Raw genomic sequence first — 25,477 nt, 5'->3', positions numbered from 1 at the left:
GTCACCACCATTTGCACGGCGACACGATCGCGATGGCGGCGTCGACCGCAATCAGCGCGATCAGAAACAGTGTGCTGCACAACGCGGCGACTCGCAGCAGAAAGCGCTGCAGTTCGACCCGCTTGCGGCGCGCGGCATCGAGCGCGGCCGAGTCGAGCGGCGCAAGCTGGCGCATTTCGCGCCATGCGACCCAGGTGCCGAACGCGCCCGCCAGCAGACACAGTGCGCCGAGGACGATGAGCGCCGTTTTCATCCACGGCAGGATTGGTTCGGACAACGGATGATCGAACGGAAAACAGCTTTGCGCCGCGAGCATTTCGGCGACCGTCATCTGCAGAAGCCAGGCCAGCGGCGCGACGACGAGGCCGACAAGCGCGTGCCGCAACGGGTGCGCCGCGCCGGGCAATGCAGTCGTCGTGCGGGGCTTCATGTCCTCGGCCATGACCACTCCTCGAACAGATAAGGCGTCAAATACAGCGTGCTGAAGATAAAGAGCCAGACGATATCGACGAAATGCCAGTACAGCCCACCGATTGTCAGCGCCGCGCATCGCCGTTCGTCGAAATAACCGAGCGCGGTCCACACAAGCAGCAGCGCCAGCACGACGATGCCCACCGCAACGTGCGCCATATGAAAGCCAGTGATCGTGAAATACAGGGAGCCATACAGGTGCGTCGTCAACCCATACGGATGGTGGTGCCACTCGAGCAGCTGGATACCCATGAACACGATGCCGAGCACGACCGCCGCGGCCATCGACGCGACGGCCCAGCGCACGCGTCTGCGCCGCACGCAACGCTCGCACAGCCAGACGAACACGCTGCTCGTCAGCAGAATGATCGTGTTGGCCACACCGGGTGCGAGTTTCGGCAAGCCTTCCGGCGGCCAGTGTTGCGGATTTTGCGAAGCCAGATACAGATACGAAAAGATCAGGTATCCGAACAGTGCGCCCTCAGTGAGCACGAGCGTGAGGCAACCCCACCAGCCGCCGGAGCGCTCGCCGGCACTGCCAATCGGCAACACGCCCGCAGGTTCGCCCGGCTCGCGAGGCGCCGGTGAAGCAGGATGCAGGTCGACGGCGTCGCTCATATCAGCCTCCGGCGTCGTGAATCGCAACGGGTTCGCGCTGAATCAGTTCGCGCTCCGGCCACAGCCATACGATGATCGCCACGGCGCAACCGAACAGCATCGCACTTGCGACCGGCCATGCAGCAAGCGCGAGTGCCGCGAAGAACAGTGCCGCGAACAGGGCGAGCACAAACGGCGCGTAGGAGTCGCCCGGCATCTTCAGAATCACATCCGGGTTTGCCTCGAGCGCCGTGGTACCGAGCGCCTCGCGGCCTTCCGCCAGCAGATAGCCTTCGTCGAGCTGCGAGCGGAGCTGGCCTCCGTTGCCGGGCTCCTCGATGCGGTCTTCCCACAGTGGATGACGGCTTGCCAACGTCGGCACGACGGCAAAGTTGTACGGCGGCGGCGGCGAGCTGACTGCCCATTCGAGCGAAGGCGCGTCCCAGGGATTGTCGCCCGCCGGTTTGCCGCGCTTCAGGCTCACGGCGAGATCGACGAGGAAGATCAGCACGCCGAGCGCAAACAGAAACGAGCCGAGCGACGTGACGAGATTCACCGTGTTCCAGCCCATATCGGCGGGATAGGTATAAATGCGGCGCGGCATGCCGAGCAGGCCGGCGATATGCATCGGAAAGAAGCCGATGTTAAAGCCCGCGAACATGACCCAGAAGCCGAGTTTGCCGAGACGCTCGCTCATCATCTTGCCGGTGAATTTAGGAAACCAGAAGTAGATGCCGCCGATCACCGGGAACACATTGATGCCGAGCAGCACGTAGTGCAGATGCGCGACCACGAAATACGTGTCGGTGAGCTGCCAGTCGAACGGCACGGCTGCAGTGAGCACGCCGGATACGCCGCCCACGACGAACAGAAACACGAAGCCCGCGAAGAACAGGAACGGCACGCGAAACACCGGCCTGCCCGTCCAGATCGTCGCGATCCACGCGAAGGTGGCGACCGCACTCGGGATCGCGATGACCATGCTCGCCGAGCCGAAAAAGGACAGCGCGAGCGCCGGAATGCCGGTCGCAAACATGTGATGAATCCAAACGACGAAACCGATCGCCATCGTCGCGACCGTTGCGAGCGCAACGGGTCCGTAGCCGACGAGCGGGCGCCGGCAGAATACCGGCAACGCGTCCGAGACGATGCCCATGGCCGGCAGCACGACCGCATACACCCACGGATGCGCGAAGATCCAGAACAGATGCTGCCAGAGCAGCGGGCGCCCACCGTTCAGCACATCGAAGAAATGCGTGCCGATGCGGCGGTCCATCCATAGCAGAAAGAACGCAAGGCTCACTGACGGGACTGCGAGCAGATTGCCGGCCGATGCGGTCAGCGTGCCCCACACGAGCACCGGCACGCGGTCGAGCGACATGCCCGGCGCACGCATGCGCAGCAAGGTCACGACGAAGTTCATCGAGCCGACCGTCGTAGAGATGCCGAGCAGCACCATGCCGAGCGCGTAGACGTCGATGTTGGGTCCCGTGCTGTATTCGAGGCCGGAAAGCGGCGTGTAATTGAACCACCCGGCGTCCGGCGCCTGGCCCGTCGGAAAACTCGCGTACAGGAAGATGCCTGCAAACAGGAAGATCCAGTACGACAGCGCATTGAGCCGCGGAAAGGCCATGTCGCGCGCGCCGAGCACGAGGGGCCACAAGTAGTTCGAGAAGCCGGACAGCACGGGCAGCGCGTAGAGGAAGATCATTGTCACGCCGTGCATCGTGAAGAGCTGGTTGTACTGCTCGGGTGTCAGAACCGTCGCGTTGGGCCGCGCCAGTTGAACGCGCATGATGAGCGCTTCGACGCCGCCCATCAGCAGGAACACGAATGCGGTCACCAGATAGCGCAAACCAATGGTTTTGTGATCGACTGAAGAAAGCCAGCCGCGCCAGCCGGGCGGCGTCTCCCAGATCTCGCGCAGGCGTTTTTCCTCGACGCTGCCGGGCGCCACGCGGCCGCGACGCGGTTGGCGCGCAAGGTGCGGCACGTGGGCTGCCGCCTGCGAAGACGGCGCGCCGGGGGCAGAAGCGGCGGCATGATCGGACATCGAAATGCGCTCCTTACGTTAGACGGTTAGGCGAGCCGACGGTCACCCGTTCTCAATGCAGCGTCGCAAGATAGGCGGACAGCGCAGCGGCCTCGCTGGTGGTCAATGCGATGCTCGGCATCAAGGCTTCGGGTTTGATCCGCTGCGCGTGCTGGATCCAGTCGAGCAAATGCTCCGGCGTATTGGTGAGCGCCCCTGCCGCGATCAGGCGTCGCGAGCCGAGATGCGTGAGATCGGGCGCTTGAGAGCCTTGCGCGTCCGTCCCGCGAATCGTATGGCAGCCCGCACAGCGCTCGTCGAACAGTTTCTTGCCGGCGATCACAGGAGCGTTTTGAGCCGATGCGTCGGGCGCCGCTGCGTCGGGCGCCGCTGCGTCGGGCGCCGCTGCGTCGGTCTGCGTGGCGCTGCGCCCTTGCGCGTCGCGCCAGGCGTCGAACGCGGCGGCACTTTGTGCGACCACCTCGAAAGCCATATGCGCGTGCTGCGCACCGCAAAATTGCGAGCATTGCCCGCGATAGATGCCGGGACGATCGGCCTGAATCCACTGCTCGTTTGTCTGGTCGGGAATGGTCTGGGTCTTGCCGGCCAGCTGCGGCACCCAGAACGCGTGCACGACATCGGCACTTTTCAGCAGCACTTTTACCGGCTCGCCCGCAGGAATATGAATTTCATTCGCCGTACTGAAGTTTCGTGCGGGGTCGGCGTCACCGGTGTAATCGACTTTCCACCACCAGTCGTAAGCGGTGACGGTAATGACCAGCCGCGCGTGCGAGGCCGGCGAAGCAACGGACTCGAGCGTCATCATCGCGTAGACGAGCATGCCGAGCAGCGCGATGCATGAGACACCGGTGCCCACGTAGATCCAGCGCAGGCCGCCCGCCTCCGGCCCGATTGCTTCCGCCGGCGCAGCGGGGCGCTTGCGGAGCACGGCCCCCACAAGCAGTCCGCTCACGAACAGCACGACCAGCACGACGATTGCCGTCAGCACCCAGCCGAGCCGCATCGTCGGTGATGCCGCGGGCCCTGCGGTGTGCAGAAAATAAGCGAGCGGTGCAGGCTCGGCGCAAGCTTCGGACGACAGAACAACGCTTGCGCAGAACGCGCTCAAAGCCGCGGACGCGGCGAGGCGCGCCCGGTGGTGTGGCTGTTGCAGCTTTGTTTGCGCGGTCCTGATGCATCGCATGCCGCTCTGCTCCGGTAACGTGTTCGAGACTTGGGGCCGACGCGCGATGGCGCTCCTCCCTCGCGGAGTGCCCGACACAGGGGTCAAGCAGCGCTCACCGAACAGCAAGAAACGAACCTTTCAGAGGACTGAACGCGGGTCAGGTCCCGGGATTGCTCTTCCCGAGACATCCTCGACCCTGCATAAGGAGCTTGCCTTGAAACATGCCACTCTCGCCATGGCGCTCGTCGCCTCATTCGCGTTCATCCACACCGCGGCACATGCCGAGGGCTGCGCCAAAGGCGCGGTTGTCGGCGGCGTCGGCGGACATGTTGCGGGCGGCCACGGCGTGGCCGGCGCCGCAGCCGGCTGTGCGATCGGCCACCATGAGGCGAAGAAAAAACAGAAAGCGGCCAGCGCGGCAGCAGCCGCCAGCCAACCGGCAGGAAAATAGCACTCCGTGATGTAAAAAAGACCCGGCGCGATCGCGCGATCGCCACCGGGTCTTGCCGGATCTTCCGGAAGCGTCCTGCTGCCTCAGCCGGCCGCGCTCACTTTCTCGGCAAGCTTCGCGTCATAGCTGGAATGCACATGCACGCGTTTGCGCTCGGGATACGCATAGGAGTAGGCCTTGCGCAGCGCGAGCGACGCCTCATGAAAGCCTGACAGAATGAGTTTCTGCTTGTTCGGATAATTGGCGATGTCGCCGACCGCGAAGATGCCTGGCCGCGAACTCTCGTAGTTGGAGGTATCGACATCGACACGGCCGCCGTGAATGCTCAAGCCCCACTGCGCTATCGGGCCCAGATCCGCGACCAGTCCATACAGCACGACGAGCTGATCGGCCTGCAGTTCGGTCTCGCCTTCAATATGTCGCAATGTGATAGATTTCAGCGCGCTGCCCGACGCGTCGCTGTTCGCCTGCAACGCCGAAATCGCGCCGACTACGAAGTCCATTTCACCCGCCTCCACCGCACGCCGCATCAGCTCCACGCTCGAGTCCGCGGCGCTGAAGCCGTTGCGCCGATGCACGAGCGTGACGCGCCGCGCGACCTTGCGCAACGCGAGCGCCCAGTCGAGCGCGGAATCGCCGCCGCCCGCCACGACGACGGTCTTGTCGGCGAAATCCGCGAGACGCTGCACGCTGTAATGCACAGAGCGCGATTCGAGCGGCACCGCCTCCGCGAGCGCCAGCTTTTGCGGCACGAACGCACCGTTGCCGGCGGCGAGCAGGATGGCCGCGACGTCGAACACGAGGCCTCGATCGGTGCGCACGGCCCATCGCCCGTCACTCGCCTGCTCGACCGATTCGACCCGCTCTTCGAGATGAATGGGCACGTCGAACGGCTTGCATTGCGCGAGCAGACGGTCCACGAGTTCGCGTGCCGTACATGACGGAATGGCGGGAATGTCGTAGATCGGCTTGTCGGGATACAGCTCGGTGCACTGGCCGCCGATCTTGCCGAGCGCATCGACGATATGACACGACAAGCCGATCACGCCGGCCTCGAAAGCGGCAAAGAGGCCCACGGGGCCGGCACCGACAATCAGCACGTCGGTGCGAATGACCGGTGAACCGGGTGGCAAAACAGGCTCGGCTGCGGACATCATGCGGAAACTCTTCGATAAGGTAATGACCCACCATACCGAATCGACGCGGGCGCGGCAACGATGCCATTACAGCGGGCAAGGACGCTTGGCGGGCGGCGAGCCCACTCGCCCCGCCCGCAAAGTGGTTACCCAAAAAACGCCATAAATGGCCATTTTTCAAAGCCAGTGCGGCGACTAGTATTCACTCATCGCATCGCCGGATGCGCCCCAACCAACGCAAGGAGTGAATCATGCAACAACGTCTCGATTTCTACAAAGCCGGTCCCGCTGCCATCAAGGCGATGCTCGGCCTCGAGGAGCGCATCGGCAAATCGTCGATTGAAAAGTCGCTCGCCGAGCTGGTGCGCCTGCGGGCATCGCAGATCAACGGCTGCGCGTTCTGCGTCGACATGCATACCACCGACGCGCGCAAAGGCGGCGAAACCGAGCGGCGTCTCGCGACGGTCGTCACCTGGCGCGAAACGCCGTTCTTCACGGACCGCGAACGCGCCGCGCTCGAATGGACGGAGGCGTTGACCCTCATCTCGCAAGACCATGTGCCCGACGCCGTGTGGGAAGCCGTGCGCCCGCACTTCAGCGACGAGGAACTGGTCGACCTCACGCTGCTGGTGTCGGCCATCAACGCGTGGAACCGCTTTGCAATTTCCTTCCGCAAGATGCCTGAATAAGCGCGTCGGCGATTCCATAAGTCAGCAGCCCTCGCTGAGCCGCCTCGCGAATGCGTTCGCGGCGGCTGTGCTTTTTTCCGCCTGGCGCGTCGTTCTGCTCCCCGCTATTGCTGCGTATCTTCCCCTCCGCGATTCTCGCGACTGATTGTTCCCACCGAGCTTGCCGCATCGCCCAATGCCGTATCATTGAAGCGTTCGCTGACAAACTTCGCTCAACCGGCGCGCGCCGGCCGCTTGCCATCACATGTCCAGGGATTCGTCGCACACCGCGCTGCTGTGGATAGTCGCCGCCGGTTTTTTCATGCAGTCGCTCGACACGACGATCGTCAACACCGCGTTGCCGTCCATCGCGCACAGCCTGCACGTCGCGCCGCTTGCGATGCAGCCGATCGTCGTCGCCTACACGCTGACGATGGCCATGCTCACGCCTGCCTCCGGCTGGCTCGCCGACCGCTTCGGCACGCGGCGCGTGTATTTCGCCGCCATCCTCATTTTCGTGATCGGCTCGATCTGCTGCGCAAGCGCGCATACGCTCGGGCAACTCGTACTCGCGCGCGTGCTGCAAGGCGTGGGCGGCTCGATGCTGTTGCCGATCGGACGCCTCGCCGTGCTGCGCAGCGTGTCGGGCGAGCACTACGTGTCCGCACTCGCGTTTATTTCGGTCGCCGGTCAGCTCGGTCCGATCGCGGGGCCGACGCTCGGCGGCTGGTTCGTTCAGGCGATCACGTGGCACTGGATCTTCCTCATCAATGTGCCGATCGGCGTGGCCGGTCTTTACGCGGTGCAGCGCTTCCTGCCGGCGCACGGTAAGACGCAGGCGCCGCCGTTCGACTTCGTCGGCTGCGGGTTGCTGTCGCTCTCGATGATTGCATTTTCGCTGGCCGTCGACGCGCCCGTGCCGACGCACGCGGCGGCGTGGTCGGCGGCGCTTTTCGCGCTCGCGGCGGTAAGCGCGCTCGCCTACATCCCGCACGCGAAGCGGCGGCGCGACCCGCTCTTCAAACTGTCGCTGTTCGGCGAGCCGAATTTCAGCGTGGGCCTGATCGGCAACCTGGTGTGCCGCATCGGCTCGAGCGCCGTGCCGTTTCTCGTGCCGTTGCTGTTGCAACTGCAGCTCGGCTACACGCCGCTGCATTCGGGTCTGATGATGCTGCCCGCGGCGCTCGCCGGCACCGTCGCGAAACGCTGGATCGCGCCGCTCGTGCGGCGCTACGGCTATGACCTGTTCCTGCTCGTGAATACGCTCATTGTCGGCTCGTCGATCGTGGCGTTTGCGTCGATCTCGCGCGGCACGCCGCTCATCGTCGAGATCGCGATTCTCGCGATGTTCGGCGCGGCGAATTCCATGCAGTTCGCGGCGATGAACAGCGTCACGCTCAAGGGGCTCTCCCATGAGGACGCCGGCAGCGGCAACAGCCTCTTTTCAATGGTGCAGATGCTGGCGATCGGCCTCGGGGTGTCAATCGGCGGCGGGCTCGTGAACCTGTTCGCCGCGCAATGGGGCTCGGCCGCGCTCGGCTTCCGGCTGAGCTTCGTGTGTGTCGGCGCGATCACGCTGATGTCGGCGTGGGTGTTCCGACGCCTCGACAGCGCGCCGGCGGTGCCAGCGCCGGCGAGCCAGGGCGCCGGTCGTTGAGCCCACATCGCCGCTAAGACGCGCTTGAACGGCGGCGCCACGCCCCGCCGCGCCGCCTCGCTATGCACCACGCATGGTCCACTCACGAGCCTTCGTGGCCGGGCTCGCCGCGCGGCGTTTCGCGTTAGCATGTACGGTGTTTACCCATAAGAAAGGACTATCCGATGCCATTTGACGAGCGCATGCTGAACGGCATGGGCGTGCTGACAGCCATCGTCGACTGTGGAAGTTTCGCGGCCGCGGGCGTAGCGCTCGACATGTCGCAGTCGGGCGTGAGCCGTTCGGTGGCGCGGCTCGAGGCGCGGCTCGGCATCCGGCTGTTCGACCGCACGACACGCTCGGTCACGCTCACCGACGAAGGCCGGCGCTTCTATGAGCAGATCGTGCCGCTTCTGAGCGGGCTCGAGGAAGCCGCCGCGTCCGCCGCGCAAGGCGCGACCGCCGTGCGCGGACGCCTGCGTGTGAACATGGACCCGTTCTTCTCGCGCCTCGTGCTCGGCCCGCGGCTGGGCGGCTTTGTCGACAGGCATCCCGATCTGCAGCTCGAACTGATCACGCGCGACCAGCTGGGCGACATGGTCAGCGACGGTTTCGACGTCGCGATCCGTTTTGGCGAGCCGCCAGTGTCGTCGCTGATTGCGCGCAAGCTGCTGGACACGCGCGTTCTCACTGTCGCGGCGCCTGCGTATCTGAAGAAACACGGGCACCCGGCGAACCCCGCCGAACTGGAAAGCGGCCAGCATGCGTGCATCAAATTTCGCGATCCGCTCACCGGTTACCCGTTCAGCTGGGAGTTTCATCGCGGCCGCAAAAAAATGGTCATCACACCGCAAGGCCGCCTGACCGTGAACGACGTGGGCACGCTGCACAGCGTGTGCACCGCGGGCCAGGGCGTCGCGCAGATACTCGCGCTCGGCGCGGAGTCCCTGCTCGGGAGCGGCAAAATGGTCGAGCTTTTTCCCGATTGGGGCGACGAGGTCTACCCGCTCTATGCGCTCTACCCGTCGCGGCATCATCCGCCGGCCAAGGTACGCGCCTTTCTCGATTTCATCGTTTCGCTGACGGGCTCCGCCCAGGCCGGGTGAAAGCCTGGTCGAAAGGCCGAATAAAGGCGCCAGGCCCGGGCTTTGCTCCATCAGCAACGTGTTCAAACGAGGAGAAAGCCATGGCCGAGCCCAAGCAGCCGAGCAACGAAAAGCCGGACGACATCGCTCATCCGCACCCCGCAGTCCATAGCGACAACGAAAAGAGCAAGCTGCCGCCACGCGGCGACGAAGGGCGCAATCAGTCGCCGGCCGACCGTCCTGGCCAGAAGCCGGGCGAAGGCGAGCCGTCAGTCGGTTGAAATTAAGCGCGTGTCTGGAAGCGGCTTTGCTGCGTTTTGGCCGGCAAAGCCGCATAAATTTTTCCCTTTCAGCAGCTTTCATATAGCAGACATTTTTTCCGCTTTTTTACCGAATATTTTTTCGGCGCGATGCACTACTTTTCTGCTTGCAGCGATGTATGCGAACAAGCAGCCGGCTGCCGCCCCTTCAACAGATAACAAAGGCGACGCCCATGTCCATCCCCGTGCCCTCCGCCGAATCCGCCACGGTGTCGATCTGCGTGCCGACCTGCAATCGGCCGGAATTGATCGCCGAGTGCATCGACTCCTGTCTCGCCCAGACCTACGGCAATCTGGAAATCGTGATCGGCGACGATTCGAGCGACGCGCGCACCGAGCAGCTTCTGGCATCGAGATATCAAGAGGCGTTGAACGAACGCCGCATCCGCTATGTGAGGAACGAGCCGCCGCTCGGCCAGGCGCGCAATGTGGCGAGTCTGTTCGAGCGCGCGTGCGGCGACAAGATTCTGCTGATTCACGACGACGACCTCCTCACCACCGACGCCGTGGAAAAACTGCTGTCGCTCTGGACACTGCATCCGCGGCTCGACGCTGCGTTCGGCGCCCAGTACGAAGCCGACCACAGCGGCGCGATCGACCTCGAAGCGAGTGTGCGGCTCAACGCGGCGTTCAGGCGCACGAAGGACGCCGAAGGCCTGCAGCCGCTGCCGGGCAGGACCGGCTTGATCCAGATGTTTCCGAACAACGGCTGGATGGCGGACGCGCGGCTCGTCAAGCGTGTCGGGTATAGGGAGCAATACGGCGCGTGCTGCGATTTCGTGTTCGGCACGGAACTCTGCCTCGCGGCGCGCGAGGTGTTTTATCTGCATGACTACGTTTCGGTGTATCGCAAGACAGCAACTTCTATCTCGCACAGCACGCGCGGAACGGCAGCGGCTGCCACCCTTGCCGCCTATGCGTTCGTCAAGAAACTCAAGCTTCCGCCGCAATTGGAGCCGTCGCGCAGGGTTGCGCTGCGGCGCCTCGCGCCGATTGTCGTGTCCGTGCATGCCAGAAACCGTCAGGCGCGGCTGGGTCTTAAGATCGCGCTCGGTCATCTGTTCGCGTATCGCTATGGGCTGAGCGCGCGGCTTTACTACCATCTGCTGATGCTCTCGCGCGCTGCCGCGAGCGCGCCCGAACGCACCGCTGGGATGGCGGTGGCGTCGCCTGAGGCAAGCGCGACGGCGTTGACGGCGGTGACGGCCGTCACGACAGTAGCAGCGAGTGTGACTGCAAGGGCCCCGCTGAGTGGCGAAGCCGGCGCGATGGCGAAGGATCTCGTCGCAGAATGGGCCGCCGATACGACCGACTCGCTTTGACGGGTAAGGCGCTGTGCCGCCGGCACCGGCCGTCAGCGCGTTTTCTGCTAAGCATCCTCTGCTTAGCAAAGGCGTATTTGTTGCTTGGACTCGCGCGCGCCGCTGATTACGATGAGCCGGACACGTCATCAGCGCCGAGGTGAATCGCCATGTCCGAGAGTGCCTGTTTCAAGCCGCGCGTCATCGAGCCGGTCGCCGAGAATCAGCCCGAGGGATTGGGACTCGCGGTGGAATTGTGGCTCGCCCAACCCATCGACGGGATTGCCGGGCGAGCCGTGCAGATTCATCTGCGCAGCGACGCGAAGATGGCGCAGGCGGAAGCGCTGCGCGATCTGCTGCACGTGCTCGGCACCGGGATCGTGGTGGCCTGAGGCCGACGCGCTATGCAGCGCCTGGTGTTAGATGCGACGCATAGCCGGGCCGCACACGCGGCGCGCGATGAACGCGTGATCGAGCGTGATCACGCGCAACCAGGCGCGCCCCGCGCTCACGGTTCGTGGCGCAGATATCCCTCTTTCGACGGGTCGCGCATGCGCAGTGCGACAAGGCCCGCCACCGCGCAGAGGAACGTCACGTACCAGTAGAACATGGACTCGTTGCCGATCGACTTGAGCCACAGCGCCACATATTCCGCCGAGCCGCCGAAAATCGCATTGGCGACCGCATACGAGAGGCCGACGCCGAGCGCGCGCACTTCCGGCGGGAACATTTCCGCCTTGATGAGACCGCTGATCGACGTATAGAAGCTGACGATCGCCAGCGCCACCACGACAAGGCCAAACGCCGCGAACGGACTCGTCACGTCCTTGAGCGCATGCAGCAGCGGCACCGTGCCGATGGTTGCCAAAAGGCCGAAGCACAGCATCGAATTGCGACGGCCGATGCGGTCCGACAGCGCGCCGAAAAGCGGCTGAATCAGCATGTAGACGAAGAGCGCCCCGGTCATCACGTTGCTCGCGGTCTTTGCGTTCATGCCCGCCGTGTTCACCAGATATTTCTGCATGTAGGTGGTGAACGTGTAGAAGATCAGCGAGCCGCCGGCCGTGAAGCCGAGCACGGTCAGAAACGCGACGCGGTGCTGCCACAGGCCGCGCAGCGTGCCCGCTTCCTTGCGCTGACGCGTCGCGGCGGTGGTGGTTTCATCGAGCGATTTGCGCAGATAGAGCGCGACCAGCGCGGCGATCGCGCCGATCACAAACGGCACGCGCCAGCCCCAGGCCTTCAGCTCGGCGTTGGAAAGCGTCTGCTGCAGGATCACCAGCACAAGCAGTGCGCACAGCTGGCCGCCGATCAGCGTCACGTACTGGAACGACGCGAAGAAGCCGCGCCGCCCTTTCAGCGCGACTTCACTCATATAGGTTGCACTGGTGCCGTATTCGCCGCCGACCGACAGGCCCTGGAACAGCCGCGCGACCAGCAGCAGCGCGGGCGCGAGCGCGCCGATCTGCGCGTAGGTGGGCAGCACGGCGATCACGAGGGAGCCGCCGCACATCATGAACACCGACACCATCATCGCGGTGCGGCGGCCATGCTTGTCGGCGAGACGGCCGAAGAACCAGCCGCCGATGGGCCGCATCAGAAAGCCCGCCGCAAACACGCCGGCGGTGTTCAGCAACTGTGTGGTGGTGTTGCCGCTCGGAAAAAACGCGGGCGCGAAGTACAGCGCGCAAAACGAGTAGACATAAAAGTCGAACCACTCGACGAGATTGCCCGAAGACGCACCGACGATCGCAAAAATGCGGCGCCGTGTGTCGTGGGCGGAGGCCACGCTGTGGTCTGTGAGGTCGGTCATATTGTGTCTTCCTTGTCTCTTGAACGGAGGTGGCGGTCGTGGCGCCGCCTTCATCACGCGATTTTCAGCGTGCGCGAATTTTACAGAATCGCAAGCAGAAGTTGGGACAGTTTGTGAGCGACTGTGTCCGGGGCTGCGGCCGGCCGCGTTCAACCCGCGAGCCCGCTTTCGAGTTCCGCGAGACCGGCTTCATGCGCATCGCGCATTAGCGCCTCGACCTCGGGCAGCGTGCGGCGCACAAGCGCGCGCGCGGAGCGCGGCAGTTCCGCGCAGGCGTCTTCGATGTCGCCCGTGCGATGCTCGCCCAGCATGGCCAGCAGCACCGACGCCTGACGCACGTCCTTTTGCGATTTCACGAGCGTATTGGTGCGAAGCCGCGAGACGAGCAGCTTGTGGATCGCGAAACGCGCGGACTCGGGCACGCGCACGGGCACCGCGCCGTGCCGCGAGATGAGCGTGCCTGTTTGCGCCTTGCCGAGCAGATAGGCGAGGTAAGGCAAGCCGGTTGCATGGGCGTTGAGCTCGGCCACCGGCACCGTGGGAAACGTGTCGTCGCGCGAAGGAACCAGCAGATCGACATGAAAACGCGACTTGCCGGCCTCCGTGTAGGAGGTGGACGGTTCGCCGCGTTTCAGGGCAGGCACCGGCACGAAGCTGATGCCGGTTTCCTTGAGCATCGCGAGCAGCCCGCCTTGCGGCGGATTGGCCAGCGCGAGCTGATGACGGCGCGCGATGTCGATGTCCTCCGTCTCGTACGACACGGCCCGGATGCCGAGCGAGTTCAGGATGACCGCGTACGCATGCGATCCGACAAGCACGGCGCCCGCCTCGAAGAGGCCGTAGTTATAGAGCACGCCGACCGTCGCATAGGTCTTGTTGTCCGCGAGCTGGAAGCCGAGCTTGCTCAGATCGCGGATGCGACCGATCAGATCCTTGCCTAGTTCGATGCGCCGGCGCACCTGCTCCACGCGCGCATCGACCTCCGGGTCGCCCTGCGGGCCGCCCAGGCTCTCTTCCTGCCGGCGCCCTTCCGGGCCCATGTACTGGCGCGCGTAGTAGACAGCGCCGCCCCGCCTGTGCTCGATGATCGTGCCCGGCGCGCCCATGAGCACCCTGTCCTGGGTGCTGGCGGCCTGCTCGACGTTGGCGAACTGCGAGCAGTAGGCCTGCTCGTGTTGCTCGTATAGAGGAAAAGGTGACATGACTTTTTCAGTAATTTTTTATATTTTACTGAAAAACGGTCCGGCGCGACGTTTTTCAGCAGTTTTGCCAAAATTACTGAAAAACCCTTTTCCGCCTGGCCTGCCGTGTCCTGCCATGAAAAAGCCCCCGCAAGCGTGCGCTTCCGGGGGCCTCGTCATGCTTCGGGGTGGCCTTGCAAGTCGCCGGCCGGTTCTTACGGCGGCAAGCCGTCACGCCCTCACGGCCGGCGGCACGTAGCGGCATTCGTAGCGCTTCCTGACCGTGCCGTTTTCGTCGACGCTTTCCAGATACACGTCGAACTGCCACAGGCGCGCCATGTGCTTGAGCACCTCGTCGCTGTCGGACGACAGATGGCGGTTATCGCTCATGAAGTGCCGCAGCGTCAGACTCCGGTCGCCGCGCGTGTTCACCGCCCACACCTGAATGTTCGGCTCGCGATGATGCATGTCGTACTGCCGCGACAACGCCTGACGCACATACTGATAGCCGCTGTCGTCGTGAATCGCGGAGACTTCGAGCGCGTCGCGCATGTCGTCGTCGAGCACCGAAAAGAGCCGCATTTCGCGGATCAGGTGCGGCGACAGATACTGCGCGACGAAACTCTCGTCCTTGAAATTGCGCATCGCGTAATGCATGGCCGGAAGCCACGGGCTGCCCGCCAGCTCCGGGAACCACTTGCGGTCTTCGTCAGTGGGGTTTTCGCAGATGCGGCGAATGTCGCTCATCATCGAAAAACCGAGCGCGTACGGATTGATGCCGCTGTAATACGGCTTCGTGACGGGCGGCTGGTACACCACGTTGCTGTGCGAATGGAGGAACTCCATCATGAAGCCGTCTTCCAGCTTGCCCTGGTTGTACATGGTGTTGAGCAGCGTGTAGTGCCAGAACGTGGCCCAGCCTTCGTTCATCACCTGGGTCTGGCGCTGTGGGTAGAAATACTGCCCCACTTTTCGCACAATGCGGATCACCTCGCGCTCCCACGGCTCGAGCAAAGGCGCGTTTTTTTCCGCGAAATACAGCAGGTTTTCCTGCGGCTCGGGCGGATAGCGCTCTTCGATTTCCTCGGGCAGCGGCGTGTGCCGCGTGGGCAGCGTGCGCCACAACTCATTCACCTGCGACTGCAGATACGCCTCGCGTTCGCGGCGCGCGGCGAATTCCTTTTCGAGCGAGAGCTTTTGCGGACGCTTGTAGCGGTCCACGCCGTAGTTCATCAGCGCATGGCACGAATCGAGCAGTTCTTCCACGCGATCGAGCCCGAAGCGCTCCTCGCATTCGGCAATATAGTTCTTCGCGTAGACGAGGTAGTCGATGATCGCGTGCGCATCCGTCCACAGCCGGAACAGATAGTTGCCCTTGAAAAACGAGTTGTGTCCGTACGCGGCGTGCGCGATGACGAGCGCCTGCATCGTCATCGTGTTTTCTTCCATCAGATACGCGATGCAGGGGTTCGAATTGATCACGATCTCGTACGCGAGCCCCATCTGCCCACGACGGTAGCTTTTTTCGGTAGCAAGAAAGTGCTTGCCGAACGACCAGTGCCGGTAATTGACCGGCATGCCGACGGACGCGTAGGCGTCCATCATCTGTTCAGCGCTGATGAGTTCGAGCTGGATGGGATACACGTCGAGCTCATATTGCTCCGCAACACGGGCAATATGCGAGTCGTACTCCTCGATCAACTCGAACGTCCAGTCGGACGGGCACGGCAGAGGCCGTCTATCGGCTACGTTCATACGGACTTCCCTTTGCCCCTCGGTGGGCGTTCCGGTGTGTCCCCGTGCTTCTGCGTTGTCGACTGCTCCGGCTTGCGCGGCGCCTACTTGGTCCGCCCCGGCCTCGGCATGCCCCGACTCACGCTGCGGCACGCCTTTCTCGCGCTCCGGCTGGTAGCCGCGCGCTTCGTTGTGCAAATGCTTTGTCGTCATGACGACGCCACCTGCTTCTCGAACAACTCGCGAAACACCGGATAGATGTCAGCCGCGGTTTCGACCTTCTTCATTGCCATATGCGGCTGGCTCAAGGCCAGTTGCGCATATTCGAGCCACAGGTTCTGCTCTTCGGGCGTGACCTGAATATACGCAAAATAGCGCACCTTATCGAGGATGTCATCCGCGAGTATCTTGCGGCACTTCGGCGAGTCGTCGGTCCAGTTGTCGCCGTCGGACGCCTGGGCGCCGTAAATGTTCCATTCAGTGGGCGAATAGCGCTCGTCCATCACCTTCTGCATCAGCTCGAGCGCGCTCGACACGACCGTGCCGCCGCTCTCCGTCGAATGGAAGAACGTGTCCTCGTCCACTTCCTCCGCGCGCGTGTGATGGCGAATGAACACCACCTCGATCTTCTCGTAGTTGCGCTTGAGAAACAGGTACAGGAGGATGAAAAAGCGCTTGGCGAGATCCTTGCGCTGCTCGTCCATGGAACCCGACACATCCATCAGACAGAACATGACGGCCTGACTCGACGGCGTGGGCTGCTTCACGCGATTCACATAGCGCAGATCGAACGGATCGATAAAAGGAATGCGCCAGATGCGCCCGCGCAGATGGTGAATTTCGTCTTCGAGCAGTTTGATTTCGTCGCGGCGGTCGTCGGGATCGGCTTTCAGCGCCTCGAGCTGCCGCTCCATTTCATGGAGCTGGTTGACGAGCGGCGCCCCCAGCGCGATGCGGCGGCCGAGCGCGCTGCGCAGCGAGCGCACCACGTCGATATTGTTCGGCGTGCCCTCCGCCGCCCAGCCGGCGCGAATGCTTTTCCACGTCGGCACGGCCAGCAGATGGGTTTTGACAAGCCGCGGCAGTTCGAGGTCGTCGAAGAAGTACTGCATGAACTCTTCGCGACTCAGTTCGAACACGAAGTCGTCCTGACCCTCGCCTTCGTTGCTCGCCTGACTTCCGCCGCCCCCGCCGCCACCGCCTTGCGGACGCTGGATCTTGTCGCCGCGGATGTAGTCCGAGTTGCCCGGATGCACCATTTCGCGCCGGCCGCCCGGCCCATGCCGGAACGACGGCTCCGCGATGTCCTTGCGCGGAATGGTGATGCTCTGGGTGTTCTGAATGTCTTTGATGCTGCGGTCGCGCACCGCCTCAGAAACGGCGCGACGAATGTAGTTCTTGACGCGGCGCAAAAAACGCTCGCGATTTGCAATGCTTTTGTTCTTACCTGCCAACCTGCGGTCGATGATTTGATGAAGCACGCCCGGTCTCCAAGGTGGACGGAGCGAGCGCTTATGTGCCGACTCCAGTCCCACGCGGTGCGTCCGGTAACAGCCAGCGCTCTGCGCTTGCTCCTACGCGAGGCCACCGCGCGCATTTCGGGTGCGCGAGACGCACGCTGCTAGTCCGATGCTATGTCCAGGCAGCTTGCGGCTCGCAGGGTGCTCGCGCGGCTGGGCCGCGCGAGCGGCACGCAGTGCGGATCATGACGACTTGCGCACGCGCAGATACCAGTCACATAGCAAGCGCACCTGCTTCGGCGTATAGCCCTTCGCCACCATGCGGTTGACGAAGTCTTCATGCTTGCGCTGTTCTTCCGCCGAACCTTTGGCGTTGAACGAAATGACCGGCAACAGCTCCTCCGTGTTGGAGAACATTTTCTTTTCGATCACCACGCGCAGCTTTTCGTAGCTGATCCATGCAGGATTCTTCCCTGCATTCGCAGCACGCGCGCGCAGCACGAAGTTCACGATCTCGTTGCGGAAGTCCTTCGGGTTGCTGATGCCCGCGGGCTTCTCGATCTTCTCCAGCTCGGCATTGAGCGCCGCGCGGTCGAAGCTCTCGCCGGTGTCGTGGTCGCGGAATTCCTGATCCTGAATCCAGAAGTCCGCATACGTCACATAGCGATCGAAAATGTTCTGCCCATATTCGGAGTACGACTCGAGGTAAGCGGTCTGGATCTCCTTGCCGATGAATTCCGCGTAACGCGACGCCAGCACGTCCTTAATGAACGACAGATACTTCTGCTCGGTTTCCGGCGGGAACTGCTCGCGCTCGATCTGCTGTTCGAGCACGTACATCAGATGCACCGGATTTGCCGCGACTTCAGTGGAATCGAAGTTGAATACGCGCGACAGGATCTTGAACGCGAAACGGGTCGACACGCCGGTCATTCCCTCGTCCACACCCGCAAAGTCGCGATACTCCTGATACGACTTGGCCTTCGGATCGGTGTCCTTCAGATTCTCGCCGTCGTAGACCTGCATCTTCGAGAAGAGACTCGAATTCTCAGGTTCCTGCAAGCGCGTGAGCACCGACATTTGCGCCATCATTTTCAGCGTGCCGGGCGCGCATACCGCATTGGCGAGCGACGAGTTGCGCAGGAGCTTCTCGTAGATCTTGATCTCTTCGGAATAACGCAGGCAGTACGGCACCTTCACGACGAAGATCCGGTCGAGCAATGCTTCGTTGTTGCGGTTGTTGCGGAACGCCTTCCACTCCGACTCGTTCGAGTGCGCGAGAATCACGCCGTCGAACGGAATCGCGCCGAAACCTTCCGTGCCCTTGAAGTTGCCTTCCTGCGTGGCGGTCAGGAGCGGGTGCAGCACCTTGATCGGCGCCTTGAACATTTCGACGAATTCGAGCAGGCCCTGATTCGCAAGACACAGGCCGCCGGAATAACTGTAGGCGTCCGCATCGTCCTGCGCATATTGCTCGAGCTTGCGAATGTCGACCTTGCCGACGAGCGAAGAGATGTCCTGATTGTTCTCGTCGCCCGGCTCGGTCTTGGCGATGCCGATCTGCCGCAAGATGGACGGATAGCGCCGCACCACGCGGAATTTGCGGATGTCGCCGTTGTACTCGTGCAGGCGCTTGACCGCCCACGGGCTCAGAATGCTTTTGAGGTAGCGGCGTGGTATGCCGTATTGCTCTTCGAGGATCGGACCGTCCTCGTCGTAGTCGAACAGACCGAGCGGCGATTCGTTCACGGGCGAGCCCTTGATCGCGTAGAAAGGCACGCGCTCCATGAGCTGCTTCAAACGCTCCGCGATCGACGATTTACCGCCGCCGACCGGGCCCAACAGATACAGAATCTGCTTCTTTTCTTCGAGCCCCTGGGCCGAGTGCCGGAAGTAGGCGACCACCTGCTCGATCACCTCCTCCATTCCGTAGAACTCACGGAATGCGGGGTATACCTTGATGACCTTGTTCGCGAAGATGCGCGACAGGCGCGGATCGTTGCGAGTGTCGATCTGTTCGGGTTCTCCGATTGCCGTCAACATGCGTTCGCCAGCCGTGGCGTACGCGGCGGGATTGTCTTTGCAGAGCGCGAGGTACTCCTCGAGCGAGAGTTCATCTTCTCGCGTTTTCTCGAAGCGGGTCGCGAAACTGCTGTAGATATCCATGCTACCTCCTCGCCGAAGTCTAGACCGATGTCGTGCGCGGCGCGCTATTCGGAAACGACATCGCTCGAATTCATCCTAAACCCTTTTAAATTTTTTTTCACGAACTACGTTGCGAAAATCGCGCCGTAGCCGCCTCCCGACATTCATCACTTGGAAAGCCCGTTTCGACGACCTACAATCTTGCGCGTCGAACGGTGCCCTCGCCGGCTTACTTTGCCGCTTCACGCCTCTGCTTCACGATCTCTTACCCAACTGTCATCCCGCACCTACATTCACGCGCTGTGCGCACACGCACGTCGCGTACCTCGACGCCGGGTTTCGCCTGCCTATCGCGCGTTGACGCGCTACGTCCCCGCTCTTTCGTGCCTTCGCCCCTTTCCCTTTAACGCTTTGACATGGGTTTGGCCGACATGTCCCCGCATCTGTTACACGTCGATCGACAAAGTTGCACGCAGGGTTCGCCGGCGCACTTTCGCCCTGCACGTTCATGTCGTTCGTCCGTGCACGCGACGTTTCGTTCCATCGCATCTTCTCGCCTGCCTTGCCATTGCACGACGCTTCACATGCTTTGCATCAACGTGTCGGTTAACTGGATAACGGCGCGGCGCGCAATCCGTTCAATAGGGTATACGGCTAAGGACTCGCCTTCCATGCGCGAAATGTAAAACGGCCGCCCATGGGCAGCCGTTCGAGGTTTCCTTTGTAATGCGCCGTTACAAGCGCAGCGCGAGACAAGCTCCGCACCATGTCACATGACACTGTGCCGCGCCGTCAGGTCAGTTCGATCTCGACCTCTCCCAGTCCGTCGATATGACCGCGCACAATGCCCGGCTTGCCCACCTTGTGCGCACCCACGTAGGAGCCGGTGGTGAGCGTCCATCCCGGTTCGATCGTGATGCCCATGGCGGCGCAATGGTTGACGAACCACACAAGAAGCTCGCGCGGATCGCCAGCCGGATTGCCGGTGGCGTCGGGCACGAGCGACTGGCCGTCGAAGCTCAGTTCCAGTTCCGGCGACACGAAGTCGAAGCCCCGCGCGAGCCCCGCATACGCCATCGGATGACCGGTGACGAGCGCACCGTTGTTTTGCGCGTCGGCAAGCTGCGCGAGCGGCGCGACGTTCGGCCATTCGGCGAATCGGCTGTCGACAATCTCGATGGCCGGCAGCACGACGCCGACCATCGCGAGCACCTCGTCACGCGTATAGGCGCGGCTGCGCGGCTCGATGGCCTCGGCGAAGCGAAACGCGATCTCCAGCTCCACCAGCACGCGGAAGAAATCGCCATGTGCGACACGCGCCGGCGAAGGCAGCACGAGCGAAGCCGGAATCGGCGCACCCGACGTCGGGCCGCCGGGCGCCTTCGCGCCGATCTTCCATGCGCCGGTGGTATCCGCGAGACCCGTGATGACGGCCTGCTGGATCGCATACGCGGTGGCGGCGTCGGGCGGCATCTGTTCGGAGGGCAGCCCGTCGATCGGGCGATGCTGCCGGCGTGCTTCGACGAGGCGGTGCGCGAGGTCGTGTGGCGTCATGTCGGTCCTTTGTGGCTGGCGCATTGAACGTGAATGAAAGCGTGAGTGTGCAGCGTTGAAGGAAGCGGCCGCGCGGCTGGCCGTCGCTCGCCAACGTCAGATGCCGTACCGTGTTGCCACTATATGGGTACATGCCGCGATCCGGCTACGAATTACCGTTGCCGCGCCCGTCAATGTACCGGATCGCGAGGCTCGCTGGGGGCCCCGCTGCTTCGCCAATGTGACTTGATGCGCACGCCATAAAAAAAGACCGCGCTGCGTAAGCAGGCGCGGTCCTTCCATATTAGACGGCCGAGATGTCAAACGCTTCATTCCCGCGTCGGGACGACAGGAACGGTCGTTGCTACCGCGTTCTTGCCGCCGGCCGCCGCTGGCGCGGACCTGCGACAGAAGCCCGCAGAAAGCGCCTGCAACACCCGCAGCCAACCTCCGTCAGAACGTTTCCCAGTCCTGATCGTTGCCCCCACTCGCGACGACCGCGGGTTTTGCCGGCGCACGCGCCGCCGCAGCCACGCTGGCCGCGGGAGCGGCCGGCGCATGAACCGGCGCATGAACCGGCGCCACCGGCTGAGCCGTCGCTGCCGTCACTCGCGGGGCGGCACTCGCTGCGGCATTCGATCCAGCACGCGAACCGACTCGCGAGTCACCTCGAAAACCGGAGCGAGGTGCCGCAGCCGCCACGCGCGCCGGCGCCTGCACGCGAGCCGTCGGCAACGCGCCGCCCGCCACCTTGCCGCCGTCGTCGCCGAGCTGGAACACCGCGACCGCGCTGCGCAGCTTGTCCGCCTGGTCTTCCAGCGACGACGCAGCCGCCGCCGCTTCCTCGACGAGCGCCGCGTTTTGCTGCGTGGCTTCGTCCATTTGCGTGACGGCGCGCGCGACCTGGTCGATGCCACCGCTCTGTTCTTCCGACGCCGCTGCGATCTCGCCCATGATGTCCGTCACGCGCTGCACCGCGCTGATGATTTCGCCCATCGTGCGCCCTGCTTCGTCGACGAGCGCGGAGCCCGACTGCACGCGGTCCACCGAGGTGTCGATCAGCTCCTTGATCTCCTTGGCCGCCGCCGATGAGCGCTGCGCGAGGCTGCGCACCTCGCCCGCGACGACCGCGAAGCCGCGTCCTTCCTCGCCGGCCCGTGCGGCCTCCACGGCTGCGTTGAGGGCGAGGATATTGGTCTGGAAAGCGATACCTTCGATGATCGCGATGATGTCGGCGATCTTCGCCGAGCTCTGATTGATCTCGCCCATCGTGCCGACCACCTGGCCGACCACCGCGCTGCCCTTGTTGGCGATTTCCGACGCGTTGGCGGCGAGCGCGCTGGCCTGACGCGCGTTGTCCGCATTCTGCTTCACGGTGCCGGTCAATTCTTCCATGCTCGACGCCGTTTCCTGAAGCGCCGACGCCTGTTCCTCCGTCCGCGAAGACAAGTCGATGTTGCCGGCCGCAATTTCGCGCGTCGCGGTCGCAATCGACTCGCTGCCGCCGCGCACCGCGCGCACCGTTTCGGTGAGACTGCGCTGCATCTTCGCGATGCCTTCCAGCATCTGGCCCATCTCGTCGCGCGAGGTCACGACGACCTGACGGCGCAGATCACCGGCGGCGATCGCGTCGAAATGGCCGAGCGCCTCGGCGAGGGGCCGTGCGATGGCCCGGCTGAGCGCCACGTACGACAGCAGCGCCGCGAGGACGCCGGCGACGAGCGCGCCCATGCTGACCATGCGGAACAGGTGAAAGCCCGACTGCGCGCGGTCGAAGCCGGCCTGAGCCTGATCGAATTGATATTTCCGCAACACGTCGTCGGCATTCGCGAGTTCGTTGTAGGCGGCCTGCAGGCCCTTCGCGCCATCGATCAGCTTGCTCTGGTCGCCCGCCGCGATCACGGCCGCGAACGCGTCGGCCCGCTGGTGCAGCGCGTCACGCTTGACGATCACTTCGCGCGCGAGGCGATCCTCCTCGGACTCGCGCGGCAGGTCCATGTACTTCTTCCACCACATGTCGGACGTCGTGCGCATCGTTCGCGCGCGTTCGAGCGTGGGTGCCGATTCGGGCGTGCCGATCATGAACGCCGCGCGATCGAGCGCGAGACGCTCGCGGGCCGCGTACAGCTCGGCGTTGCCGATGTCGACGGCGCTCGGCATCTCGTTGGTGAAGGTCGCCTCGTACGCGTCGTTCGAACGGCCCATGCCGGAAAGACCGAGAACGCCGATGGCCACGAGCAGCGCGGCGAGAAACGCCATCGTGAGGCCGATGCGGGCCTTGATGGAAATGCCCTTTTTCAACATACATTGTCCTGTGCTTTGAGAGGCTGCGTCGCAGCAGAAAGGTCTGATAAGTGCTTCCGGCACCGTTGTAAGTCCATTGCTTCGGCGCTCTGATAGCCGCGTTTACGGCAGTCCGCCCGGGGACTTGAATGTTTTATATGGTCTAACGAAATCCGCCACCGCAGACTGGAAATACTTACAATTCTGAAGATCGGCTTGCGCAGCAACGCGTCCCGCCGCGCGGACGGGAGCCGCGGCGGGAGCCAAAGAGATGTGGCCAGCGCGGCGGGGTACGCCGCGCTGGCTCATGCAGGACGGAAGAGGTGGGGAACGACGGCGTCAGCCGTCGAGTTCGGCGCGCGTGGGAATGGACGGCTGCGCGCCCGCGCGGGTCACCGAGAGCGCGGCGGCCCGCTGGGCAAAGCGGATGGCTGCATCGACGCCCGCGCCTTCGGCGAGCTGGGCGGCGAAACCGCCGATGAATGTGTCGCCGGCCGCCGTGGTATCGACGGCTTCGACTTTCGGCGCGTCGTACAGCACGGGCGCCGCGCCTTCGAGCGCCGCCTGCACCCCGCGCGGACCGAGCGTCACCAGCACGTTGCGCGCGCCGGCCGCGCGCAGCACGGCGGCCGCCGTCGCGGCTTCTTCAGGCGAGCCCACCGGCAGGCCGGTCAGCGTCGCGGCTTCGAGCTCGTTCGGAATCAGATAGTCGATGAGCGGCAGCCACTCGGCGGGAAGCGGGCCAGTGGCGGGCGCCGGGTTCAGAATGACCGTCTTGCCAAGACGCCGGGCCGCGGCGAGCGCCGCGTGCACCGCGGCGGGCGGCGTTTCCAGCTGACAGATGACGACGTCGGCGGCGGCGAGCACCGCTTCGTGGCGCGCAATCGTTTCGGGCGTCAACTCGCCGTTGCTGCCCGCCACGATCACAATCGCGTTCTGGCTGGCATCGTCGACGACGATCAGCGCCACGCCGCTCGGCTCGCGGCCGGTTTCGAGCGCTCCACAGTCGATGCCTTCGGCCTCGAGCCCCGCGCGCAATTGCGCGCCGTTCGCGTCGGCGCCGACGCAGCCGAGCATCGACACCTGCGCGCCGAGCCTCGCCGCCGCCACCGCCTGGTTGCCGCCCTTGCCGCCCGCGACCTGCGCGAAGGTGCGGCCGGCCAGCGTTTCGCCGGGATGCGGCAGACGCGGCGCGCGCGCCACCAGATCCATATTCAGACTGCCGACCACCGCCACGCGAGAGCGCGTTTCGTTACTTGCCACTCAGTTCTCCTGGTGTCCTGTTTTTCAGTTCTGTTTCTCAGTTCTGCTTGCGGGTACTACTCGCCGGTACTGCTGGTCTATGGCGCGCTCAGGCCAAGCAAGCAGTCTGCAGGCCGCGGCCGCGCGTTCACGCCGCCAGATGGCGCTTTCCCGCGCCCGCCCACGTCGACGTCGATTCGCGCACGATCAGCCGCGGCGACACCACACGCCTGCGCCCGCCGGCTCGCGTGCTCGCCGCCGCCTTGCCGGCAATGCGCTCGATCAGCGTCTGCGCCGCCATGTCGCCGAGCGCGCGCACCGACTGCCCGACCGTCGACAGCGCCGGATAGGTGAAGCGTCCCAGTTCGATGTCGTCGAAACCGATGATCGAGCAATCGCGCGGCACGCTGATATTGCGCTCCGCCGCCGCGCGCAAGGCGCCGATGCCCATCATGTCGTTGCACGCAAAAATCGCCGAGGGTTTGACCGTATCGAAGAGCTGCCCGGCCGCGCGGTGGCCGCCGGTCCCGGAAAAATCGCTTTCGACGATCGCGTCCGGCGGAATCTCGATGCCGCGTTCGCTCATCGCGCGGATAAAGCCGTGCACGCGCATCGCGCTGACCGCCGTATCGACCGGTCCGCTGATGCAGCCGATCCGCACGTGCCCCAACTCCAGCAGATGCCGCGTGGCCAGGTACGCGCCCTTTTCGTGATCGATCTGCACGAGGTCCGCATTCACGCCCTCGATATTGCGGTCGACGATCACGAGCGGCTCGCGCGCGTCCGCGAGCGTCTGCGCGAGCACCGCGTCGTCGCCGGCCGAAGCCACGATCAGGCCGTCGATCCGCTTTTCCTGCAGCACGCGCAGGTAGTTGCGCTGCTTCGCGGGGTCGTCGTCGGAATTGCAGAAAAACACGCAGTAGCCGTTGCGGGCGCAACCGTCCTCGATGCCGCGTGCCAGTTCCGCGAAGTACGGGTTGGTGCTGTTCGGCACCACGAGCCCGATGGTCGCGGTGGCGCGCGCCTTCAGCGAACGGGCCACTGCCGACGGCACATAGTGAAGCTGGCGAATGGCGTGCTCGACCTTCGCGCGCACGTCGGCCGAAACCGGACGCGAGTTGTTCACGACGTGCGATACCGTCGTGAAGGACACCCCCGCCACGGCTGCTACATCCTTGATCGTCGCCATAACCTGTTGCTCTC

Annotated in this window: 21 protein-coding genes; 7 read left to right on the top strand and 14 right to left on the bottom strand. The window is 63.9% G+C overall.

Annotated elements, in window-relative coordinates; all coding sequences use genetic code 11:
• Nucleotide 1: 1 nt before the first annotated feature.
• From ACEN8U_RS22495 to coxB, 4 genes are read right to left on the bottom strand one after another with little or no spacing between them, the layout of a single operon-like run.
• Nucleotides 2–442 carry a hypothetical protein gene (locus ACEN8U_RS22495; RefSeq protein ID WP_310110251.1) on the bottom strand — a complete coding sequence of 147 codons (441 nt, stop codon included), beginning with the start codon at nucleotides 440–442 and terminating at the stop codon, nucleotides 2–4.
• Nucleotides 427–1,089 (bottom strand): cytochrome c oxidase subunit 3, encoded by a 663-nt coding sequence (locus tag ACEN8U_RS22490; RefSeq protein ID WP_310110249.1) that lies wholly within the window; start codon nucleotides 1,087–1,089, stop codon nucleotides 427–429. Before ACEN8U_RS22490 ends, ACEN8U_RS22495 begins: the two co-directional genes overlap by 16 nt.
• 1 nt (nucleotide 1,090) lies before the next feature.
• Entirely contained in the window at nucleotides 1,091–3,121 is a 2,031-nt protein-coding gene (gene ctaD / locus ACEN8U_RS22485) for a cytochrome c oxidase subunit I (protein ID WP_310110247.1), read from the bottom strand.
• Between the two features lie 52 nt (nucleotides 3,122–3,173).
• Entirely contained in the window at nucleotides 3,174–4,304 is a 1,131-nt protein-coding gene (coxB, locus tag ACEN8U_RS22480; protein WP_310110245.1) for a cytochrome c oxidase subunit II, read from the bottom strand.
• A 217-nt stretch (nucleotides 4,305–4,521) separates the two neighbouring features.
• Between coxB and ACEN8U_RS22475 the strand changes: the two genes are divergently transcribed.
• On the top strand, nucleotides 4,522–4,737 hold the full coding sequence (locus ACEN8U_RS22475) for a hypothetical protein (RefSeq protein WP_015002485.1): 216 nt from the start codon (nucleotides 4,522–4,524) through the stop codon (nucleotides 4,735–4,737).
• Between the two features lie 83 nt (nucleotides 4,738–4,820).
• On the opposite strand, the gene ACEN8U_RS22470 is transcribed toward ACEN8U_RS22475, so the two are convergent.
• Nucleotides 4,821–5,894: an NAD(P)/FAD-dependent oxidoreductase gene (locus tag ACEN8U_RS22470; protein ID WP_310110243.1), complete on the bottom strand. Its 1,074-nt coding sequence runs from the start codon at nucleotides 5,892–5,894 to the stop codon at nucleotides 4,821–4,823.
• Between the two features lie 230 nt (nucleotides 5,895–6,124).
• Here ACEN8U_RS22470 and ACEN8U_RS22465 point away from each other — a divergent pair, with 230 nt between their 5' ends.
• The 6 genes from ACEN8U_RS22465 to ACEN8U_RS22440 all read left to right on the top strand — a co-directional run bounded on the left by ACEN8U_RS22465 (nucleotide 6,125) and on the right by ACEN8U_RS22440 (nucleotide 11,275).
• Complete coding sequence (locus tag ACEN8U_RS22465; RefSeq protein ID WP_310110242.1) at nucleotides 6,125–6,562, top strand: carboxymuconolactone decarboxylase family protein; 438 nt, start codon at nucleotides 6,125–6,127, stop codon at nucleotides 6,560–6,562.
• Between the two features lie 244 nt (nucleotides 6,563–6,806).
• On the top strand, nucleotides 6,807–8,198 hold the full coding sequence (locus ACEN8U_RS22460) for a DHA2 family efflux MFS transporter permease subunit (protein WP_310110241.1): 1,392 nt from the start codon (nucleotides 6,807–6,809) through the stop codon (nucleotides 8,196–8,198).
• Nucleotides 8,199–8,362: 164 nt separating this feature from the next.
• Nucleotides 8,363–9,283: a LysR family transcriptional regulator gene (locus ACEN8U_RS22455; protein ID WP_310110240.1), complete on the top strand. Its 921-nt coding sequence runs from the start codon at nucleotides 8,363–8,365 to the stop codon at nucleotides 9,281–9,283.
• An 80-nt stretch (nucleotides 9,284–9,363) separates the two neighbouring features.
• The gene (locus ACEN8U_RS22450; RefSeq protein ID WP_013588198.1) at nucleotides 9,364–9,543 is read left to right on the top strand and encodes a hypothetical protein; all 180 of its coding nucleotides are present in this window, start codon (nucleotides 9,364–9,366) and stop codon (nucleotides 9,541–9,543) included.
• 212 nt (nucleotides 9,544–9,755) lie between these two features.
• Entirely contained in the window at nucleotides 9,756–10,904 is a 1,149-nt protein-coding gene (locus ACEN8U_RS22445) for a glycosyltransferase family 2 protein (protein ID WP_310110238.1), read from the top strand.
• Nucleotides 10,905–11,053: 149 nt separating this feature from the next.
• Nucleotides 11,054–11,275 (top strand): hypothetical protein, encoded by a 222-nt coding sequence (locus tag ACEN8U_RS22440; protein WP_013588196.1) that lies wholly within the window; start codon nucleotides 11,054–11,056, stop codon nucleotides 11,273–11,275.
• A 116-nt stretch (nucleotides 11,276–11,391) separates the two neighbouring features.
• Here the strand turns inward: ACEN8U_RS22440 and ACEN8U_RS22435 are convergent, their stop codons facing one another.
• The 9 genes from ACEN8U_RS22435 to ACEN8U_RS22395 all read right to left on the bottom strand — a co-directional run bounded on the left by ACEN8U_RS22435 (nucleotide 11,392) and on the right by ACEN8U_RS22395 (nucleotide 25,463).
• Nucleotides 11,392–12,696: an MFS family transporter gene (locus ACEN8U_RS22435; RefSeq protein WP_015002480.1), complete on the bottom strand. Its 1,305-nt coding sequence runs from the start codon at nucleotides 12,694–12,696 to the stop codon at nucleotides 11,392–11,394.
• A gap of 149 nt (nucleotides 12,697–12,845) precedes the next feature.
• Nucleotides 12,846–13,898, bottom strand: a complete 1,053-nt coding sequence (locus tag ACEN8U_RS22430; protein WP_310110236.1) for a GSU2403 family nucleotidyltransferase fold protein — start codon at nucleotides 13,896–13,898, stop codon at nucleotides 12,846–12,848.
• A 210-nt stretch (nucleotides 13,899–14,108) separates the two neighbouring features.
• A complete protein-coding gene (locus ACEN8U_RS22425) occupies nucleotides 14,109–15,824 on the bottom strand; it encodes a SpoVR family protein (protein ID WP_310110235.1) in 1,716 nt (571 codons plus the stop codon).
• Nucleotides 15,821–17,092 (bottom strand): YeaH/YhbH family protein, encoded by a 1,272-nt coding sequence (locus ACEN8U_RS22420; RefSeq protein ID WP_013588192.1) that lies wholly within the window; start codon nucleotides 17,090–17,092, stop codon nucleotides 15,821–15,823. The genes ACEN8U_RS22425 and ACEN8U_RS22420 overlap by 4 nt, the downstream gene beginning before the upstream one ends.
• Before the next feature lie 222 nt (nucleotides 17,093–17,314).
• Nucleotides 17,315–19,237 (bottom strand): PrkA family serine protein kinase, encoded by a 1,923-nt coding sequence (locus ACEN8U_RS22415; RefSeq protein WP_013339422.1) that lies wholly within the window; start codon nucleotides 19,235–19,237, stop codon nucleotides 17,315–17,317.
• A gap of 771 nt (nucleotides 19,238–20,008) precedes the next feature.
• Entirely contained in the window at nucleotides 20,009–20,770 is a 762-nt protein-coding gene (locus ACEN8U_RS22410) for a hydratase (protein ID WP_310110233.1), read from the bottom strand.
• Nucleotides 20,771–21,202: 432 nt separating this feature from the next.
• Nucleotides 21,203–23,053: a methyl-accepting chemotaxis protein gene (locus ACEN8U_RS22405; RefSeq protein WP_310110232.1), complete on the bottom strand. Its 1,851-nt coding sequence runs from the start codon at nucleotides 23,051–23,053 to the stop codon at nucleotides 21,203–21,205.
• 318 nt (nucleotides 23,054–23,371) lie between these two features.
• Complete coding sequence (rbsK, locus tag ACEN8U_RS22400) at nucleotides 23,372–24,295, bottom strand: ribokinase (RefSeq protein ID WP_310110230.1); 924 nt, start codon at nucleotides 24,293–24,295, stop codon at nucleotides 23,372–23,374.
• A 127-nt stretch (nucleotides 24,296–24,422) separates the two neighbouring features.
• Nucleotides 24,423–25,463: a LacI family DNA-binding transcriptional regulator gene (locus ACEN8U_RS22395; protein WP_310110229.1), complete on the bottom strand. Its 1,041-nt coding sequence runs from the start codon at nucleotides 25,461–25,463 to the stop codon at nucleotides 24,423–24,425.
• Nucleotides 25,464–25,477: the final 14 nt, after the last annotated feature.

Source organism: Paraburkholderia phenoliruptrix, from assembly GCF_047325075.1.
GTDB lineage: Bacteria > Pseudomonadota > Gammaproteobacteria > Burkholderiales > Burkholderiaceae > Paraburkholderia > Paraburkholderia phenoliruptrix.
The sequence above is the reverse complement of the archived record's forward strand: the minus strand, read 5'-3'. Positions and strand labels throughout refer to the sequence as shown.